Origin of the sequence: Enterovibrio litoreus, assembly GCF_045679545.1 — a bacterium.
Classification (GTDB): Bacteria; Pseudomonadota; Gammaproteobacteria; order Enterobacterales; family Vibrionaceae; genus Enterovibrio.
In genome coordinates this window covers 178,630-197,672 of record NZ_CP166194.1, presented here as the reverse complement: position 1 = coordinate 197,672, position 19,043 = coordinate 178,630, and the positions used below count along the sequence as shown (strand labels likewise).

The window sequence follows — 19,043 nt, the reverse complement described above, 5'->3', positions numbered from 1 at the left end:
GTTAGTTCACTTTTTGTTGAAGCAGGGCTCTTAGCTTTAAGGGCTTAACGGGTTTAGCTATATAACTAAAGCCTAATTCGCGAATTAAAGTTCGGGTATCTACGGTTCGGTCAGCCGTAATAATCGCGCCGATAAACCCCTCACCCAACATTTCCCTGCAGCGTTGCAATACATCTAACCCCGTTAATGATGGTGCTAGATGATAATCACTGAGAATGGCATCAGGTCTCAAGCCGCCTTCCAACAAACTGACAACTTCATCAAGATCTTCTGCGACGCTAACTTGGCATCCCCAGCGGGATAACAAGCTTTCCATACCGGAAAGGATGTCCCTCTCATTATCCACACACAGCACACGAACCCCAGCGAATGGCTCAGCAATTTTCACTGATTCTTCAGCCACAACTCCAGTGTTACAATACTGAGGCAATGCCGTGTCACATTGCGCTGTGATAGAGAATACCGTCCCTTTGCCCGGCCAAGATCTCAGCCCCAGCGGTTGATTGAGAATGCGACTAATACCGCGCGCGATGGCAAGCCCTAGCCCCAACCCCAGCTCAGCCCCTTTACGATCAATACGCGTGAATTCATTGAAGATATCTTGCTGTCTGTCGTCGGGTATACCGGGGCCGTTGTCCCACACTTCAATGCGGCATTGTGAACCTTGACGCCGCACACCAAGCAGAACTCGCCCATCAGGATTATAACGAAAGGCATTGGTCAGAAAATTTTGCAATACTCGACGCAGCAAGCGACGGTCAGATCGGATCCACAAGCCGGTGTGCTGCACGCGAAAATCTACGCCTTGTTGACGCGCAATCATGCCGAACTCAGCCGCGAGAGTAGAAAACACATCATCCAGCTCAAAATGGGCGATCTGGGCCTTCATTTTCCCAGATTCAAGCCGCGAAATATCCAGCAAGTCACCAATCAAATCTTCTGCAGCACCCAACGCACTCTCAATATGCGATGACATCTTCTGCACGTCTTTGTCTTGCGCCATCTCACTGAGTGACGATGCAAATAAGCGTGCGGCGTTCATCGGCTGCATCAAATCGTGGCTCACCGCCGCCAACAAGCGGCTTTTCGATTGCGAAGCTTGCTCAGCTTTGGTGGTGGCGCTAATTAAACGACGATTGAGCGATTCCAGTGCTTGCGTCCGCTCTACAACACGCGCTTCCAAGGTTTCATTGGATTGTTTCAACGCTTCTTCTGCATCACGGAAAGCAGTGATATCGGTGAAGCTCATCACGAACCCACCGCCGGGCATTGGGTTACCCTGCACTTCAATCACACGTCCATCAGGGTGAACACGCGACGAAGTATGCGAGGAGCCTTGGCGAAGATAAGAAACCCGTTTTTTGACGTGATCTTCAATTTCACCGGGGCCACATAACCCTCGCTCGGCGTTATAGCGCACCACATCGGCAATTGGCCTCCCTACCTGAATCAAATCTGGCGGGAAGTTAAACAACTCGACATAGCGCTGATTCCACGCCACCAGCCTTAGCTGTTTATCCACCACGGAAATCCCCTGACTAATGTGCTCAATCGCCCCTTGCAACAAGCCTCGACTGAAATCGAACAGCTCCGAAGCTTCGTCCACAATGGTGGCAATTTCTTCTAGCTGCATGTTGCGCCCTTGCAGCGCCGAAGTCAGGACAAGCTTGGCAGACGATGCACCGAATACGCCTGCCAGCACACGCTCGGTATGTCGAATTAAAGCCGCACTGGCTTGCTGTTGCGGCAGCAATATTTCACCGCGTTGCTCGCCAAAAGCCCGAAACGTTTGGCGCATGCGCGTGCGACCCACAAAACGCGCTGCTAGCATTTCGAGCTCGGCTACTGTCACACGGCTTTGATACAGGCTGGAGTCATCGCCCTCAGGTAGCGGCGTACCGACAAAGCTCGCTGCTTGCAGGCGTTCGCTCAATGACGGACGAGTCGCCATCGAGACCACAACAAAGCAAAACATGTTAACCATTAAGCTCAACACCATGCCCCAGTCGACAGGGTTCAAAGAGCGGAAGAAAGGAATATCTGGCGGGGATAACATCCACAACACAACGTTGCTGTTTGCATCGCCTGCTAACATGCCCGTTTGCATCATCAGCGTCATCAGCCATACGATAAAGCCAGAAAGCAATCCCGCATACACGCCTTTTTTATTGGCTTGTCGCCAGTAAATACCCGCCACCAATGGTGGTGCAAATTGGGCAATCGCGGCAAAAGAAAGGAAACCGATAGCAGAAAGAGAAGGGACTTCGAGAATGAGCTGATAAAAGCCCCACGCTGCGATGAGCAGCAGAAATATCAGGGCGCGACGCACATTCAGCAACAGCCCAGAAAACTGGGTAAAGTTGCGGTTAGACACCCGCATACGGCGCAGTAACTGTGGCAACACCAGGTCGTTCGACACCATGATCGCCAATGCAATGGTCGACACAATCACCATACCACTCGCCGCGGATGCCCCGCCCAGAAAGGCCAACAGCGCAATGCCTTCATTGCCCGTTGACAGTGGTAACTGGATCACATGGGTATCTGCCGAGAGATGTGGCAAAAATATTTGTCCCGCATAGGCCAGCGGTAACACAAACATCCCCATAAGCAGTAGATAAAGCGGGAACACCCAACGTGCAGTATGCAAATCCTGCGCACGTGCATTTTCAACCACCATGGTGTGGAACTGACGAGGCAAGCATATGATGGCCGCCATGGTCAGCAGCGTATGCACTAATAGCGCTCCCCACTGCGGCTCGCCTACCACATTGGCATCCTTCAAGCTCGGCAATGGACCTGGCGCGTCGAGCAGCATAAACACGGCAAACATGCCCACCACCAAAAACGCCACCAGCTTGACAATAGACTCAAACGCCACTGCCATCATCATGCCTCTATGATGCTCAGTAGAGTCGATATGACGCGTACCAAACAGTACCGTGAACATCGCCAGAGACATACACACTAGCCAAGCAATTTGTCCTTGGTTTAGTCCTGCTTGTTTACCGATGTCTGGCGCAATCACGTCGAGACCCATGGTAATGCCGCGAAGCTGCAACGCGATATACGGCAAGATCCCTAGCACGGCAATCACGGTAACCATGACCGCCAAACCTTGCGATTTTCCGTAACGCGCGGCAATAAAATCTGCAATAGACGTAATGTGCTCACGCTTAGCGATCAAGATAATCCGAGCGAGGAAGCGCCAACCAATGGTGAACACCAAAATGGGGGCTAAATAGATAGGGAGGAATGACCAAGGCTGACTGGATGCCTGCCCGACCGTGCCAAAAAAGGTCCACGAGGTACAATACACCGCAATAGAAAGGCTATATATCCATGGCCGCCAGCCTCGCAGCCAACGTGGGCGGCTATCGCCATACCAAGCAATTAAAAACAAAACCCCAAGGTAGGCCAGTGCCACGGGCACCACAATCCATCCAGCCGACATAATTCCTTCCATGACATGCGGTTATCAATTGTTTGTTTACCACGACAGGTGAAATGCAACAACGTGCATCCTGATCGCCGTGAGCTACCTCTCCTTGCCTTCCGCGTCAGTGCTTACTGCATGCTTCCGGGCGGTTTGATTGCACCAAAGGCAAAGAGAGAAACAATACAGGCACACCCAATAACGCCATGATGAAAAAACTGTCGCCACCCCACAATCCAAAGGATTCGCCACTAAGCACAGTGAGCACCGCCATCACACCGCCCAGAGGAAGCGCACTGTATAACGCTTGCAACGCCATCACCCTATCCGCTGTTTGCTGCTGGATATATCGCATGGCTGCAATATGCGCGACACCAAAGGTTATCCCATGTAAAGACTGAGCGAAAACAAGCACACTCATCTCTGTTGACCACCCCGTCAGCAACCAGCGAAGAATCACCGCACATGCCGCGAGACGAAAAAGAGATTGCACTGACCATCCACCGAAAAGGCGCTGGCTGAACGCAAATATCAACACTTCCACCCCGACGCCCAAGCTCCATAGATAACCGACCCATAAGTCCGAAACGCCCGATTGCGTCCAATGAATCGCGCTGAACGCATAGTAGGTCGCGTGACTGCCTTGAATGAGCGAAACAATGATGAAAAAAGTGATCACACTGCGTGATTTCAACACGTGAAGAATCGGCGGCCTGCCTAAGGGTTGCTGAGTTTCATTTTGTGGCAACGGATTTGGCGAGAACAAACTCCAGCACCAAGTGATCAACAAAGCAACAGCGGCCATCGGCACAATCACCGAAGGGCCAAACGTGTCGACCATGCTACCCGTAGTCATTGAGCCTACAACAAAGGCCAAGGAACCCCACAGCCGTGCTTTGCCATAATCCACCAGCTGGCGACGATGATAGTGATTTGCCAACGCATCAGACACAGGAACCGCAGGCCCTATCACACTGTTAATCAGCACAGAAAGCACCGTCAACCAAAGCAAGTTCGGTGTGGCGATAAGGTGGAGAAAACCCACCGTCGCACCTAAAAAAGCCACCCAGCGTGCAGCAGGGAGCAAGTGTTCCGGCAAATGAAAGCGTGGCGTCACTGTTAGGTTCACCACGAAACGGGTCATGATCCCCGCACCGAGCACTATCCCAATCTCATCTGGGGATAGCCCTAACCAAGCAAGCCATACTGACCAAAAAGGCAGATACACGCCGAAGGCGAAGAAAAAAGTCCCGTAATAAATAGAAAGCCAATGGAATGGCGAGGGACGATGAAGTTTCAAACTGGCGGATCCTTCTACCAAGGTTCAAAGAGTGGCTATTCTGACAGCGAAGCAAAAAAACTGATATACCCGAGTAACCTCAGAAATGTGACGAAGCCGCATAGACTAAAGTCGGCTGGCAAGCGCACGGGTGGTGAGACACACTGAGATATACATCGCGTGCCGTCTTTCCTATGCAAAGGAGTTGCCATGCCAGAACCATTTGATACCAACTCTCCGCCGTTTGATCGCTTGAATGTTAAACAGGCCAAGCATCTGCTTTCAGCACTCGATGTGGCGTACTACCGCCGTGGTGACACCCTGATTGATATTGGCGACAAAAACAGTGCGCTGAACATAGTGATCAAAGGGCGAGTGCAGGAAGTGAACCCTGAGACCAAAGAGATACAGGCACAATACATCAAAGATGACTTGTTCGACGCCCGCGCCTTGTTACTGGGCTATTCCCATCACTGCTATCGCGCAGTGGAAGACACGCTGTGTTACGTCTTGCCCAAAGCGGTTTTTGTTGCTCTATACGAAGAAAACCAAGCTTTCGCCGATTATTTCAATACCAGCTTCAGTCAACGAAAGCGCCTGCTAGAAAAAGCTCAACAGCAGCAAAATCTTGCTGAATTTATCCTGACGCAGGTGGATGAAAGTAATATCCAGCCCATCTTAACCCTCGATCACGATACCTCCATTCATGACGCCACGCGACTCATGCACAAGCAACGCCAAGACTGTGCATTGGTGGCAATGAAAGGAAAATCGCACGATGTGGGTATTATTACGCGCACTAACTTACTTCATGCATTGGTCGAAGATAGCTGCTCGCAGTTGCACCCTATTGGAGAGGTAGCAACGGCACCTGTTATCAGCGTCGAAGTGGGTGATTTCCTTTTTAATGTCATGATTTTAATGACACGCGATCGGGTCAAGCGCGTTAGAGTGACAGAGAATGGCGAGACAGTGGGCATGCTCGACATGACACAGGTGTTAAGCTTGTTTTCAACTCATTCTCACGTACTCTCACTGCAAATCAACCGCGCCCATACCATCGAAGAATTGGCGCTTGCAGCCAACAATCAGCAGCAGTTGGTTGAAACGCTGACCAACAACGGTATCCACACCCAGTTTGTGATGGAGCTTATCTCTGCAGTCAACGAACAAATCATTGAAAAAGCGTTTCGCCTTACCATGCCAGAAGCTTTCTATGATAAATGCTGCCTGTTTGTCATGGGCTCAGAAGGTCGCGGCGAACAAGTGCTCAAGACAGATCAAGACAATGGCTTAGTGCTTGCCGACGATGCAGATTGGCCGGATGTTCAGCATTACATGGGGCGATTTAGCGAAGTGCTCAGCCGGCTTGGTTACCCACCCTGCCCGGGCAATGTCATGGTAAACAACCCCCGCTGGGTCAAAACGCAAACTGAATGGCAAAAAGATATCCTATCCCTGTGTCAGATATCCGATGAAGGCAGTTTAATGGACTTGGCCATCATCGCAGATAGCCATGCCGTCGCGGGCAACAAAGCCTTGCTTGATCCTGTCTCAGCGAGATTGCGTGACACCTTGAAAGGCAACATGCTGGCTCTGAATACCTTTGTGCGTCCTTGTCTCGCCTTTCGCGTGCCATTAACTTTATTTGGTGGCCTTAAAACCGACAAAGAAGGGTTGGATGTTAAAAAAGGTGGGATATTTCCGCTGGTTCATGGCGTGCGCACTTTGGCACTCGAACATGGACTCACCGAAACTAACACCTTCGATCGCCTCAATGCATTAGTGAAATGCCATGCCATGGATCAGGAAAACGCCAACAATCTCGCCGAAGCGCTGAAGCTGTTTGTCAAAACCCGATTACGACAGCAACTCGACAAGGAAGCGGCCACGGTAGGCAATCAACTGGATGTGACACGAATACCACGTACTGAGCGAGACTTGCTGCGCGATTGCCTAAGCGTGGTCAAAAAATTCAAAGAACGACTCGCGACGCATTACCAGGTCAGAGACTGACATATGAACCTGCTGTCGAGATACTGGCACCGCTACCAATGGCGAAACACGCCTTACGCGCATCTATTTGCCGCTCCGACGGATGAAGAAGTGGTATCCCTTGATTGTGAGACCACCAGCCTCGACCCGCACAAAGCGGAGCTTGTGACCATTGCTGCCACTAAAATTCGCGGCAACATGATAATCACTAGCGACCCACTCACGCTCTCACTGCGCGCGCCATCCTCGCTCAACGCGCAATCCGTTAAAATTCACGGCATTCGTCATCAGGATTTAAACGACGGATTATCGGAAAAAGACGCCATGCAGCGTCTCATCGATTTCATTGGCAATCGCCCCATCGTCGGCTATTACATTCAGTACGATAAAGCGATCCTTGATCGGTATGCCAAAAGGCTCTTGGGCTTCAAGCTGCCAAATACCACGATTGAGGTGAGTGATATCTACCGCAAAAAGCTCGAACACATTCTTCCCAACGCCTACTACGATTTGAGTATGGAGGCGATAGGACACCATCTCGACCTACCATTGTATGGACGACATGATGCACTTGATGATGCAGTCAGTGCCGCCTTGATATACGTGCGTTTAAAGTACGGCGATGTACCAATGCCCAGATCAACTTGAACCTCACGCAACTAGACGCATTTAAGTGAGATCAATGCCTCACTGTGAGGCTCGCAAGCTCACAAATCTCTGAGAAAACACACGCGTCATCCTAAAGTCTAATTGTCGAGAACCCTCATCTGACCGACCTTAATGTAACAAGACCGCAATACCGTACCCTATTCTTATATAACGCGGTCGACAAATCAGGATGCCAGAAGGCATCACGCAGGAACACAAGGAGAAAAATAATGAGTGAGGTTCACCTGCACCCGGTCATGCCGGAGATTGAAGCAAACGCGCACGTAAACAACGATGGCTACCGCGAAATGTACCAGCAGTCCGTTGTTAACCCTGAAGGATTCTGGCGCGAACACGGCAAAATCGTTGACTGGATCAAGCCTTTCACCAAGGTGAAACACACTTCTTTTGATACGGGCCATGTCGATATCAAATGGTTTGAAGATGGCACACTCAACGTTTCTGCTAACTGTATTGACCGTCACCTTGAATCCAAAGGCGATCAAGTCGCCCTGATTTGGGAAGGTGATGACCCAACCGAAGACAAAACACTGACATACAAAGAGCTTCACACCGAAGTGTGTAAGTTCTCTAATGCATTGAAAGGCCAAGGCGTTCGCAAAGGCGATGTCGTGTGCCTTTACATGCCAATGGTGCTTGAAGCGGCTATTGCTATGCTGGCTTGTACCCGTATCGGCGCCGTTCACACCATCGTATTCGGCGGCTTCTCTCCAGAAGCACTGGCTGGCCGTATTGTCGATTCAAACGCAAAAGTCGTGATCACCGCCGACGAAGGTGTTCGTGGTGGGCGTGCAGTCCCTCTGAAACAAAACGTCGATGCTGCACTGGCTAACCCTGCAGTAACCTGCGTTGAGAAAGTGGTGGTTTATCAGCGTACAGGCAACAACGTGGAATGGCATTCTGACCGCGACGTATGGTGGCACGAAGCCACCGCTGTGGTATCAGACAACTGTGAACCAGAAGAGATGAGTGCGGAAGATCCGCTGTTTATTCTTTACACGTCAGGTTCAACAGGCACGCCAAAAGGTGTTCTTCACACCACGGGGGGCTACTTGGTTTATGCCACCATGACATTCAAATATGTCTTTGATTACCAAGAAGGTGAAGTCTTCTGGTGTACGGCAGATGTTGGCTGGATCACCGGTCACAGCTACTTGGTCTACGGACCGCTAGCAAACGGCGCAAAAACCATTCTTTTCGAAGGTGTTCCTAACTACCCATCGACCGCTCGCATGAGTGAAGTGGTTGATAAACATCAGGTTAATATTCTATATACTGCTCCGACCGCAATTCGCGCACTGATGGCGAAAGGCAACGAAGCTGTTGAAGGCACCAAGCGTGACTCACTGCGTATCATGGGATCAGTGGGTGAGCCGATTAACCCAGAAGCGTGGGAGTGGTATTACAAAACCATCGGCGACAGCAAATGCCCGATCGTTGATACTTGGTGGCAGACTGAAACTGGCGGCATTTTGATTTCCCCACTGCCAGGCGCAACGGCCTTGAAACCAGGATCTGCAACTCGTCCATTCTTCGGTGTGCAACCTGCGTTGGTCGATAACATGGGCAACATCGTTGAAGGCGCAACCGAAGGCAACTTGGTGATGTTAGATTCATGGCCAGGCCAAATGCGTACTGTATTTGGCGACCATGAGCGTTTCGAGCAAACCTACTTCTCGACCTTTAAAGGTATGTACTTTACAGGCGATGGTGCACGTCGTGATGAAGATGGTTACTACTGGATCACAGGTCGTGTCGATGACGTATTAAACGTGTCGGGTCACCGCATGGGTACGGCGGAAATCGAATCTGCGCTCGTCGCATTCGACAAAATTGCCGAAGCCGCGATCGTCGGTGTACCGCATGATATTAAAGGTCAGGCAATCTACGCGTACATCACGCTGAACGCGAGTGAAGTACCAAGTGCCGAACTAACCAAAGAAGTGAAAAACTGGGTACGTAAGGAAATTGGTCCTATCGCCACGCCTGATTTCATCCATTGGACAGATGCGTTACCTAAAACCCGCTCGGGTAAAATCATGCGCCGCATCCTGCGCAAGATTGCTACCGGTGATACAGGAACGCTGGGTGATACCTCTACACTGGCCGATCCGGGTGTGGTTGATAAATTGATCGCTGAGAAGTCTAGCGTGGTTTAATGTTCACTTAAGTCGATGAAAAGGCCGCAATGCGGCCTTTTTTATTCCCTCTGTTTTAAACATAAAACCACTATTCACCCTCACAAATATCAACGTGTTGCACATCATTTCATGGGAGCGAGATAACACTTTTTATTTCAGAAGTGGTTAAATCGTGAACTATCACATCTTAATGCCTGTCATAAACCCGTAATCTATAACGCTGAATGTCTTAATATGTCTGATTAGACCAGTATTTTGCTGCCATTTGCTGTGATTTCTCTATAATTGGCAATTAACAGATGGTCGGAGTACCATTTGTTGGCTCTCGTACTACACGATATTGAAAAGCAGAAGTTACGGTCTTTTCGCCACAAGAACAGGAACAAAGCGATCAATATGACGACAAATCGCAAAGTTTTACTACTTAATGGACCCAACCTCAATATGCTGGGTGTTAGGGAGCCAGGACACTATGGACAGAAAACGTTAGATCAAATTGTCGCCGATCTAACTTCGCTTGCTGCACAACTCAACCTCCAACTTGATCACCTTCAATCAAACGCCGAATACGCATTGATTGAGAGAATTCATCAAGCCATGGGAAACGTTGATTTTATCATTATCAACCCTGCTGCTTTTACACATACAAGCGTGGCGCTTCGCGATGCCATTCTTGCAGTGGGTATCCCATTCATTGAGGTGCACCTGTCCAACGTCCACGCACGCGAACCTTTTCGCCACCACTCCTATTTTTCTGATAAAGCAGAAGGTGTGATTTGTGGCTTAGGCGCAGACGGATACGAATTTGCACTGAAGGCAGCGGCACGCCGCCTGCAGTCAGACGCCAACTGAACAACAAATTTGAAGAGATTAGACAACATGGATATTCGTAAAATCAAAAAACTGATCGAGCTGGTTGAAGAATCAGGTATCGCTGAGCTGGAAATTTCTGAGGGTGAAGAATCAGTACGCATCAGCCGTGCGGTTCCTGCTTCTGCTCAACCGACACAAATGTATGCTGCACCTGTTGCCGCTCCAGCTTCAACTGCGGCTCCAGCGCCTGTTGCTGCAGCTCCAGCCACAGAAGCACCAGCTGCACCTGTTGAATCGGGCCATAAAGTGCTGTCACCAATGGTGGGGACTTTCTACCGTTCACCAAGCCCAGAAGCACCATCATTCGTTGAAGTTGGCCAGTCTGTAAACGTGGGTGACACGCTGTGCATTGTTGAAGCGATGAAAATGATGAACCAGATCCAATCTGACAAAGCAGGTGTGGTAAAAGCGATTCTGTGCGTAGACGGTCAAATCGTTGAGTTTGATGAGCCACTGATCATCATCGAGTAATCGAGGACAGTTATGTTAGATAAAATTGTCATCGCTAACCGCGGTGAGATCGCGCTCCGTATTCTGCGCGCATGTAAAGAACTTGGCATCAAAACCGTTGCTGTTCACTCTACTGCTGACCGCGATCTGAAGCATGTGTTGCTGGCAGACGAGTCCATTTGTATTGGTCCGGCATCAAGCGTTGAAAGTTACCTGAATATTCCTCGCATTATTAGTGCGGCGGAAGTCACAGGCGCCGTGGCTATTCACCCTGGCTACGGTTTTCTGTCTGAAAATGCAGATTTCGCTGAACAAGTAGAGCAATCTGGCTTTATCTTCGTTGGCCCTCGCGCAGAGACCATTCGCATCATGGGTGACAAAGTTGCCGCAATCAATGCGATGAAAAAAGCGGGCGTTCCGTGCGTACCGGGTTCAGATGGCCCATTGGACAACGACGAAGCGAAAAACAAAGCCTTTGCTAAACGTATTGGTTACCCTGTGATCATCAAGGCCTCTGGTGGTGGTGGTGGTCGTGGTATGCGAGTGGTTCGCTCAGAGACGGAACTCACTGAGTCCATCGCCATGACCCGCGCGGAAGCAAAAGCGGCGTTCAATAACGATGTGGTTTACATGGAGAAATTTCTCGAAAACCCACGTCATATTGAAGTGCAAGTTTTGGCGGACGGTCAAGGTGGCGCCATTCACCTTGGTGAGCGTGACTGTTCAATGCAGCGTCGTCACCAAAAAGTCGTTGAAGAGGCACCAGCACCCGGTATCACCGCAGAAATGCGCCGATACATTGGTGAGCGTTGTTGCCGCGCGTGTATTGAGATCGGTTACCGCGGTGCAGGTACGTTTGAATTCTTGTACGAAAACGGCGAGTTCTATTTCATCGAAATGAACACCCGTATTCAGGTAGAGCACCCAGTGACAGAAATGGTAACTGGCGTTGACCTTATCAAAGAACAACTGCGCATTGCAGCGGGTCAGCCATTGTCATTCACGCAAGATGATATCGTGATCCGTGGCCATGCCATTGAATGTCGTATCAATGCGGAAGACCCAGTTCGCTTCTTGCCTAGCCCTGGTAAAATCACACGCTTTCATGCGCCAGGTGGTATGGGTGTTCGTTGGGAATCGCACGTCTACTCAGGCTATACCGTGCCGCCTCACTACGATTCAATGATCGGTAAGCTGATTTGTTTTGGTGAAAACCGCGACGTGGCAATTGCTCGTATGCGTAATGCGCTGAGTGAAACAATCATCGACGGCATCAAAACCAACATCCCGCTTCAGCTAGAAATCATGAAAGACGAAAACTTCCAGCACGGTGGCGCGAATATCCACTATCTGGAAAAGAAACTGGGTATACACAAGTAATCATCCCCGTTTAGTTTTCTGTAAAAGGCTGCGACTTTCGCAGCCTTTTTTCTTTTCTTTACCTCATCAACACACTGCAATTGCTGTCACATTCCCCCCTCTTTTGCCACAATACGCGCCTTCTCAACACACTGTATGATTACAAACAGACACCTTGTTCTGTTTCGGAGGCTTCTAATGAAGACACTTAGCAGCCGCTACCGCCAAGCGCATAAAGAAGCAAAGTGGTCCATCGGACTTGCTGTTGCCTATTTCCTATGGTGGTACGGGTTTGCCTATGGTCTTGCCCCAGAAGGTATTGAACTGGCTCCCCCAACACTCTATTTTGGCTTGCCACTGTGGTTCTTGATGGCGTGTGTCGTCGGCCCTGTACTGTTTACGCTCTTGTGTGCGGCCATGGTGAAGTGCTTGTTTAAAGATATGTCACTCGACATCGAGCAGGATAGTTCCCATGAATAATCAGCTTATTATTCCCATGGCACTGTACCTGATTGCAGTATTCGCATTGGCTATCTACTCGCGAAAGAAGGGTGAACAGAGCAAGGGCTTTCTCAATGAATACCTGCTGGGCAACCGCAGCATGGGGGGCTTCGTGCTCGCTATGACGCTCGCGGCCACCTACGCGAGCGCCAGCTCTTTTATCGGCGGTCCCGGCGCTGCTTATAAAATGGGGCTAGGTTGGGTGTTACTCGCCATGATCCAGCTGCCCGCCGCTTGGCTGACACTTGGCGTGCTTGGTAAAAAATTTGCCATCGAGTCGCGCCGCCATAATGCCCTAACCCTCAATGACATGCTCTATGCTCGCTATCAAAACCGCGCCGTGGTGATCTTCGCTTCTCTCGCGCTGTTGCTGGCATTTTTTGGCACTATGGTAGTGCAGTTTGTGGGTGGCGCTCGTCTCCTGCAAACTGTCACAGGACTTTCATACACCCATGGATTAATGCTGTTTGCCTTTACCGTCGGCCTATACACCACCATTGGTGGTTTCCGCGCGGTAGTGATGACAGACACAGTCCAAGGGGTGATGATGATCATCGGCACCATCGCCCTGCTGGTAGGCATTATCCATGCAGGCGGCAGTTTGGGTGAAATGATCACCGAACTTCATACCATTGACCCTGCGCTAGTGACGCCTTATGGACCAGATGCGTTTCTCACTGAACCCTTCATGCTGAGTTTTTGGGTACTGGTTTGCTTTGGGGTGATCGGTCTCCCTCACGCTGCCGTGCGCTGTATGTCTTACAAGTCCAGCTCGTCATTACACAAAGGGATGATGATCAGTACGGCGATGGTGGCGTTTTTGATGCTAGGAATGCATTTGGCTGGCGCACTTGGACGTGCCATTGTGCCCGATATCGCCAATCCTGATCAGATCATGCCAACCCTGATGATGACCGTCTTACCGCCTGTGGTCGCAGGTGTGTTCCTTGCCGGTCCCATGGCGGCGATTATGTCGACCATTGATTCCCAGCTGATCCAAGCATCAGCAACTTTGCTGAAAGATTTATACCTCAACTACATCAACCCCAAGGCGGCTGATGCGCCAGAGACAGAAAGCAAGTTGCCGACACTGTCTCTTTGGGTGACGGGTATATTCTCGCTGTTGGTGTTTGTCGCAGCCACCAATCCGCCCGATATGATTATCTGGCTCAACTTGCTGGCTTTTGGCGGCATGCAGGCGGTATTTCTGTGGCCACTCGTGCTTGGACTTTACTGGAAAAAAGCGACGGCAGGTGGTGCATTAGCTTCAATGATTACTGGGCTTAGCAGTTACGCCGCGCTTTCCACCTTTAAACCGGACATAGCTGGCGTTCACGCTATCGTACCTGCCTTAACCGTTAGCCTCATCGCCTTCGTGCTGGTTAGCTTATGGCAGTATCCGCGCATCAAGCCCGCTATCGCCTGATATCCCCCTCTCCTCGGACAGCCTCGGCTGTCCGTTTTTTTGCCCTTTCTTACCCATGCCCCTATTCCCCCCTATGCGGGCTGCCTACTTTTTATGCTAGAATCCGCCCCCTCAAACCGTAGTAAAACGAAAAGTGAATTAGCCATGCCTTGGATTCAAATCAAACTAAACGCAACAGCGGAAACGGCAGAAGCCATTGGCGACATGCTGATGGAGGACGCTGGCGCCCTGTCCGTGACTTTTCTTGATGCCAAAGACACGCCTGTCTTTGAACCTATGCCAGGCGAAACACGCTTGTGGGGTGAAACTGACATCGTGGCACTATACGATGCAGAAACCGACATGGATGCGGTAATGAGCGTACTGAAAGCAAGCCCACTGCTTGTGGAAGGTTTCGCGCATAAAATCGAACAATTAGAAGATAAAGATTGGGAACGCGCTTGGATGGACAACTTCAAGCCAATGCGTTTTGGCCAACGTCTATGGGTTTGCCCTAGCTGGTGTGATGCCCCCGACCCTGATGCTGTCAACATCATGCTTGATCCTGGCCTTGCATTTGGCACGGGGACTCATCCAACCACATCACTGTGTCTTGAATGGTTAGATGGTCTCGATCTGAAAGGCAAAACTGTGATCGATTTTGGTTGTGGCTCTGGCATTCTATCACTAGCGGCACTGCTGCTGGGCGCAGAGAAAGTGATCGGCATCGATATCGACCCGCAAGCGTTGCAAGCATCAAAAGACAATGCAGAACGCAATGGTGTTTCTGACCGCCTTGAGTTGTTCCTACCCAAAGATCAGCCTGATAATCTGCAAGCAGAAATCGTGGTAGCCAACATTCTGGCCGGTCCTCTTCGTGAGCTCTCTCCCGTTATCAAAAGCCTGATGGCACCAAAAGGCAAATTGGCAATGTCTGGCGTTTTAGAAGCTCAGGCCAAGTCTGTGGCCGATTGTTATCGCGATGAATTGACGGTTGACGAGATTATCGTGAAGGAAGAGTGGTGTCGTATCACTGCCGAGAAAGCCTAACTCAGTGATAATCGAACAAATTTTATACTAAAAATTTGAATTCACTGGCTTTTTAGAAAATCAATACAGAACGCTCAAATATTGGCCTTTTCAGACTGGGAAAAAATGCGTAAAATGCGCGCCCTTGCTGACATTGAAGATATCACCTTGCAGATCGGACCGTACAAGCTGGAAAACACACTTATTGTCGCGCCCATGGCTGGCGTAACAGATAAGCCATTTCGCGAACTGTGTTTGCGCCACGGTGCAGGTATGGCGGTGAGCGAAATGATGTCTTCCAATCCGGCGATGTGGCACACCGCCAAATCGAAAAACCGGATGGTTCATCTCGATGAAAAGGGTATCCGCTCTGTTCAGATTGCTGGTGCTGAACCAGCATTGATGGCAGATGCCGCGCGTTACTGTGTTGAAAATGGCGCTCAGATCGTCGATATCAACATGGGTTGCCCGGCAAAAAAGGTCAATAAGAAACTGGCCGGTTCAGCTTTGCTGACCCGACCTGACATCATTGAGCAAATCCTAAAAGCAGTTGTGTCTGCAGTGGACGTTCCCGTCACACTAAAAACACGGACAGGCTGGGATCTGGAGAATAGAAATTGTATCCAGATTGCCAGAATGGCCGAAGACTGTGGCATTCAAGCGTTGGCCCTTCACGGTCGAACTCGCGCGTGTATGTACAAAGGAGAGGCTGAGTACGACAGCATAAGAGCGGTCAAAGAGGCAGTTTCCATTCCCGTTATCGCCAACGGAGATATTGACTCCCCTCAGAAAGCCAAACAAGTGTTGGAATACACAGGCGCAGATGCCTTAATGATTGGTCGCCCGGCACAAGGGCGTCCGTGGATTTTTAGAGAGATTCAACACTATCTCGCCACCGGTGAAGAGCTAGCCGCTCCCCCAATGGATGAGATCAAAGCAATTTTGTTAGGTCATGTTCAAGAGCTACACCAATTTTATGGTGATCTCAAAGGGCTACGTATTGCACGTAAACACGTGGGATGGTACCTGAAAGAACATGATTTGATTGGCGATTTTCGCCGGACTTTCAACGCAATCGACGATGCCCACCAGCAGATCGATGCGCTGCAAGATTATTTCGTAAACGTTGCATAAAATACGAGAAGAGCTGACAGAGTATGTTCGAACAAAACCTGACTTCAGAAGCATTGACAGTGACTACTGTGACTTCACAAGATCAAATCACCCAGAAGCCACTGCGTGACTCAGTAAAAGCCTCCCTGAAAAACTACCTAGCGCAGTTGAATGGCCAGGAAGTCAATGACCTGTACGAGCTGGTACTGGCAGAAGTTGAGCAACCACTGCTGGACACCATCATGCAATACACTCGCGGTAACCAAACCCGTGCAGCGACCATGATGGGTATCAACCGCGGTACTCTGCGTAAGAAACTGAAAAAGTACGGCATGAACTAAGGTTCATCTGTCTTAACGGTTTTCAGTAGAAGCCAGACTGCAAAGTCTGGCTTTTGCGTTTTTATCCCCAACAAACAATACCCTCAAGCGACACTCACACTGCACCTCTCCTCGCCTTCGTTATATACTCCCTGCTGACTTTGCTGTTTTATTCGCATCTAGCGAAAGTTTTTTCAGGAGATAAACATGGGTCAGGCTGATGCCTTAAACAACACTGCCGCACAGAACAAGCCGGGTATCTTGCATATCTGTCTGTCCACTGGTTGGGGCGGCCTTGAAATGTATCCTGCCCGCATGGGTAAAGAGTTTATCGACAAAGGCTATCGTGTGTTTGGGCTGGCATCTGAGAACTCCCGTGTTGCTAATGCAATGAAAGACGCAGGCATGGATGTGTTCACCGTGCCGAAAAAATCCGCCCTATTCGGCCCGACACTCTTTGCGCTCAACAATTGGCTCAAAGCCAACGACGTCCAAATTGTGCATTGTCATAAGTCGGGCGATATCCTGATCTCCGCGCTTTTGAGCCTGCTGACCCGCCGCTACACCGTGTTCACTGAACACATGGGCGTTAAACGTCCGAAGAAAGATATCTATCACCGCTGGGTGTATAAACATGTCGATCAGGTGCTATCTATCAGCAACGAAACTTATCAGCGCAACATCAAAGCGCTGCCTGTGCCTGAAAGTAACATTGAGCGTTTGTGGCTAGGTACTTACATCGAAGAGAAAACCTTTGATGAGGCTACCCGACCGCACTTATTGGCTGACGAGTATGGCCTTTCACACGACACCCTATTTATTGGCTCAGTAGGCCGTATCTGCGATGGGAAAGGGCAAGCCGATCTGCTGGCGGGGTTTGAGTTGATTGCGAAAGATTACCCTAACGCACACTTGGTTTTGATTGGTGGACTCAACCCTGATGAGGGCGCTGATGAGACCTTTTCAGGGTTGTTGCAAGAAAAAGCGCGCACGTCCCCTTTCGCTGATCGTATTCATCTTGCAGGCTATCGTAAAAACGTACCGACGCTGCTAGAAGAAATTCAAATCGTGTGCCTGCCTTACTGGAACGAAGCATTTGGGCTGACGGCGATTGAAGCCATGGCGCAACATTGTGCGCTCGTGGTGTCAAACACAGGTGCACTGCCAGAGATTCTGGAGGAGACAGGTGTGTATTGCACGCCTCAGGATGCAGCGTCTATTGCGGCTGGCCTGAAACACTATCTGGACGATGATGTGCTGCGTGAGAGCAATGCGATCAAAGCCTATCACCGCGCGCTTCAACACTTTTCCATGCAAGGTCATGCTGACAAGCTTGAGGCGATATATCTGGATGGAGCAACGAGGTCATCATCGCCAAAAAGATGAGCGACCTGACGTTAATGCCCTCAGATCGCAGCCAATAAAAAAGCGCCTAAATGGCGCTTTTTTATTGAAATAATGTGGGGGTTACAGGTATTCACACAAGTAAGCAGATGTTTGCGTAATTTGAACCTGAAATGATGATTCGCCGGGCACTTCAAAGCTATCACCAGCACCGTAGGTTTCCCATTCGATACGACCCGGCAATTTTACCGTAAGCTCACCTTTCACCACGGTCATACGCTCTGGTGCTGCTGTGCCGAAGGTGTATTCACCGACTTCCATCACACCCATACTGACTGGGCCTTTGTTCTCAAATCCAATCGACTTTACATGCCCATCGAAATATTCGTTAACCTTTAACATCTCAATCCTTATCCATTGAAACTGTTTATCCTTTTCGTTGCCTTGACGCTATCACACTCTTCTAAGCTTCACTAACACTATTTTTTGCCCCAAATTGGTCTCAACAAAGACTTATGGCGTATTGCGTTTTTCATACACAAATAACGGCAGCCTTTATGCCAAACTTAACGCGATAACCATTCCATCCATCAAGGAGAGCAAGATGTCGCAGATTCATTTTCAAGGACAACCCATCCCTCTGACCGGCGATTTGCCGCAGATCGGAACTCCCGCACCTGACTTTACATTAGCGGCACAGGACTTATCTGATCTGACACTCGAAAGCCTACGCGGCAATAAAGTGGTATTGAACATTTTCCCAAGCATTGATACCCCGACCTGCGCCAGCAGTGTTCGTGCGTTTAACGAGAAAGCGGCATCACTGAACAACACCAAGGTGGTTTGCATCTCTGCCGATCTTCCTTTTGCAGCAAGCCGCTTTTGTGAACTAGAAGGGCTGAAGAACGTTCAACATGCTTCAACGTTCCGCAGCCCAAACTTTGCCACAGACTATGGCGTTGCCGTGGGCGCGGGTCCAATGGTGGGGCTCACTGCGCGTGCCGTAGTCGTCATTAACGAAGGCGGCGTTGTGAAACATGTTGAGTTAATCGACGAACTGACCAATGAGCCAAACTATGAGGCTGCACTAGCCGCCTTGGCGTAAAGCGCGCTGAACATATAAGGAGGC

The 19,043-nt window shown here is 49.9% G+C and carries 16 protein-coding genes; 13 read left to right on the top strand and 3 right to left on the bottom strand.

Annotated elements, in window-relative coordinates:
* Position 1 precedes the first annotated feature (1 nt).
* Both AB8599_RS00910 and AB8599_RS00905 read right to left on the bottom strand, forming a co-directional pair.
* A complete protein-coding gene (locus AB8599_RS00910; protein WP_407331957.1) occupies positions 2–3,454 on the bottom strand; it encodes a PAS-domain containing protein in 3,453 nt (1,150 codons plus the stop codon).
* 106 nt (positions 3,455–3,560) lie between these two features.
* Complete coding sequence (locus AB8599_RS00905; protein ID WP_407331956.1) at positions 3,561–4,736, bottom strand: 3-phenylpropionate MFS transporter; 1,176 nt, start codon at positions 4,734–4,736, stop codon at positions 3,561–3,563.
* A 189-nt stretch (positions 4,737–4,925) separates the two neighbouring features.
* Here AB8599_RS00905 and AB8599_RS00900 point away from each other — a divergent pair, with 189 nt between their 5' ends.
* The 12 genes from AB8599_RS00900 (at position 4,926) to AB8599_RS00845 (ending at position 17,956) form a co-directional block, all read left to right on the top strand.
* Entirely contained in the window at positions 4,926–6,731 is a 1,806-nt protein-coding gene (locus AB8599_RS00900) for a DUF294 nucleotidyltransferase-like domain-containing protein (protein WP_407331955.1), read from the top strand.
* 3 nt (positions 6,732–6,734) lie between these two features.
* Positions 6,735–7,358 carry a 3'-5' exonuclease gene (locus tag AB8599_RS00895; protein WP_407331954.1) on the top strand — a complete coding sequence of 208 codons (624 nt, stop codon included), beginning with the start codon at positions 6,735–6,737 and terminating at the stop codon, positions 7,356–7,358.
* A gap of 230 nt (positions 7,359–7,588) precedes the next feature.
* The gene (acs, locus tag AB8599_RS00890; protein WP_407331953.1) at positions 7,589–9,538 is read left to right on the top strand and encodes an acetate--CoA ligase; all 1,950 of its coding nucleotides are present in this window, start codon (positions 7,589–7,591) and stop codon (positions 9,536–9,538) included.
* Between the two features lie 378 nt (positions 9,539–9,916).
* On the top strand, positions 9,917–10,372 hold the full coding sequence (gene aroQ / locus AB8599_RS00885; protein WP_407331952.1) for a type II 3-dehydroquinate dehydratase: 456 nt from the start codon (positions 9,917–9,919) through the stop codon (positions 10,370–10,372).
* 27 nt (positions 10,373–10,399) lie between these two features.
* A complete protein-coding gene (accB, locus tag AB8599_RS00880) occupies positions 10,400–10,864 on the top strand; it encodes an acetyl-CoA carboxylase biotin carboxyl carrier protein (protein WP_407331951.1) in 465 nt (154 codons plus the stop codon).
* Between the two features lie 12 nt (positions 10,865–10,876).
* Positions 10,877–12,223, top strand: coding sequence for an acetyl-CoA carboxylase biotin carboxylase subunit (gene accC, locus AB8599_RS00875; RefSeq protein ID WP_407331950.1), 1,347 nt, complete (start codon positions 10,877–10,879; stop codon positions 12,221–12,223).
* 177 nt (positions 12,224–12,400) lie between these two features.
* Positions 12,401–12,682, top strand: a complete 282-nt coding sequence (locus tag AB8599_RS00870) for a YhdT family protein (RefSeq protein WP_407331949.1) — start codon at positions 12,401–12,403, stop codon at positions 12,680–12,682.
* The gene (gene panF / locus AB8599_RS00865) at positions 12,675–14,129 is read left to right on the top strand and encodes a sodium/pantothenate symporter (RefSeq protein WP_407331948.1); all 1,455 of its coding nucleotides are present in this window, start codon (positions 12,675–12,677) and stop codon (positions 14,127–14,129) included. The genes AB8599_RS00870 and panF overlap by 8 nt, the downstream gene beginning before the upstream one ends.
* Before the next feature lie 144 nt (positions 14,130–14,273).
* Positions 14,274–15,158, top strand: a complete 885-nt coding sequence (gene prmA / locus AB8599_RS00860) for a 50S ribosomal protein L11 methyltransferase (RefSeq protein WP_407331947.1) — start codon at positions 14,274–14,276, stop codon at positions 15,156–15,158.
* Positions 15,159–15,305: 147 nt separating this feature from the next.
* A complete protein-coding gene (gene dusB, locus AB8599_RS00855) occupies positions 15,306–16,271 on the top strand; it encodes a tRNA dihydrouridine synthase DusB (RefSeq protein ID WP_407333155.1) in 966 nt (321 codons plus the stop codon).
* 23 nt (positions 16,272–16,294) lie between these two features.
* Positions 16,295–16,591, top strand: a complete 297-nt coding sequence (fis, locus tag AB8599_RS00850; RefSeq protein WP_002542007.1) for a DNA-binding transcriptional regulator Fis — start codon at positions 16,295–16,297, stop codon at positions 16,589–16,591.
* 186 nt (positions 16,592–16,777) lie between these two features.
* On the top strand, positions 16,778–17,956 hold the full coding sequence (locus AB8599_RS00845; protein WP_407331946.1) for a glycosyltransferase family 4 protein: 1,179 nt from the start codon (positions 16,778–16,780) through the stop codon (positions 17,954–17,956).
* Positions 17,957–18,037: 81 nt separating this feature from the next.
* Here AB8599_RS00845 and AB8599_RS00840 read toward each other — a convergent pair whose 3' ends face one another.
* Positions 18,038–18,316 (bottom strand): pyrimidine/purine nucleoside phosphorylase, encoded by a 279-nt coding sequence (locus AB8599_RS00840; RefSeq protein WP_016960664.1) that lies wholly within the window; start codon positions 18,314–18,316, stop codon positions 18,038–18,040.
* 202 nt (positions 18,317–18,518) lie between these two features.
* Here AB8599_RS00840 and tpx point away from each other — a divergent pair, with 202 nt between their 5' ends.
* Positions 18,519–19,019 (top strand): thiol peroxidase, encoded by a 501-nt coding sequence (tpx, locus tag AB8599_RS00835; protein WP_407331945.1) that lies wholly within the window; start codon positions 18,519–18,521, stop codon positions 19,017–19,019.
* Positions 19,020–19,043 lie beyond the last annotated feature (24 nt).

Excerpts from the sequence above, each read along its gene's own strand:
- AB8599_RS00910 (WP_407331957.1), bottom strand. The coding sequence starts at position 3,454 with ATGTCGGCTGGATGGATTGTGGTGCCCGTGGCACTGGCCTACCTTGGG.
- AB8599_RS00900 (WP_407331955.1), top strand. The coding sequence starts at position 4,926 with ATGCCAGAACCATTTGATACCAACTCTCCGCCGTTTGATCGCTTGAAT.
- AB8599_RS00895 (WP_407331954.1), top strand. The coding sequence starts at position 6,735 with ATGAACCTGCTGTCGAGATACTGGCACCGCTACCAATGGCGAAACACG.
- acs (WP_407331953.1), top strand. The coding sequence starts at position 7,589 with ATGAGTGAGGTTCACCTGCACCCGGTCATGCCGGAGATTGAAGCAAAC.
- aroQ (WP_407331952.1), top strand. The coding sequence starts at position 9,917 with ATGACGACAAATCGCAAAGTTTTACTACTTAATGGACCCAACCTCAAT.
- accB (WP_407331951.1), top strand. The coding sequence starts at position 10,400 with ATGGATATTCGTAAAATCAAAAAACTGATCGAGCTGGTTGAAGAATCA.
- accC (WP_407331950.1), top strand. The coding sequence starts at position 10,877 with ATGTTAGATAAAATTGTCATCGCTAACCGCGGTGAGATCGCGCTCCGT.
- AB8599_RS00870 (WP_407331949.1), top strand. The coding sequence starts at position 12,401 with ATGAAGACACTTAGCAGCCGCTACCGCCAAGCGCATAAAGAAGCAAAG.
- panF (WP_407331948.1), top strand. The coding sequence starts at position 12,675 with ATGAATAATCAGCTTATTATTCCCATGGCACTGTACCTGATTGCAGTA.
- prmA (WP_407331947.1), top strand. The coding sequence starts at position 14,274 with ATGCCTTGGATTCAAATCAAACTAAACGCAACAGCGGAAACGGCAGAA.
- fis (WP_002542007.1), top strand. The coding sequence starts at position 16,295 with ATGTTCGAACAAAACCTGACTTCAGAAGCATTGACAGTGACTACTGTG.
- AB8599_RS00845 (WP_407331946.1), top strand. The coding sequence starts at position 16,778 with ATGGGTCAGGCTGATGCCTTAAACAACACTGCCGCACAGAACAAGCCG.
- AB8599_RS00840 (WP_016960664.1), bottom strand. The coding sequence starts at position 18,316 with ATGTTAAAGGTTAACGAATATTTCGATGGGCATGTAAAGTCGATTGGA.
- tpx (WP_407331945.1), top strand. The coding sequence starts at position 18,519 with ATGTCGCAGATTCATTTTCAAGGACAACCCATCCCTCTGACCGGCGAT.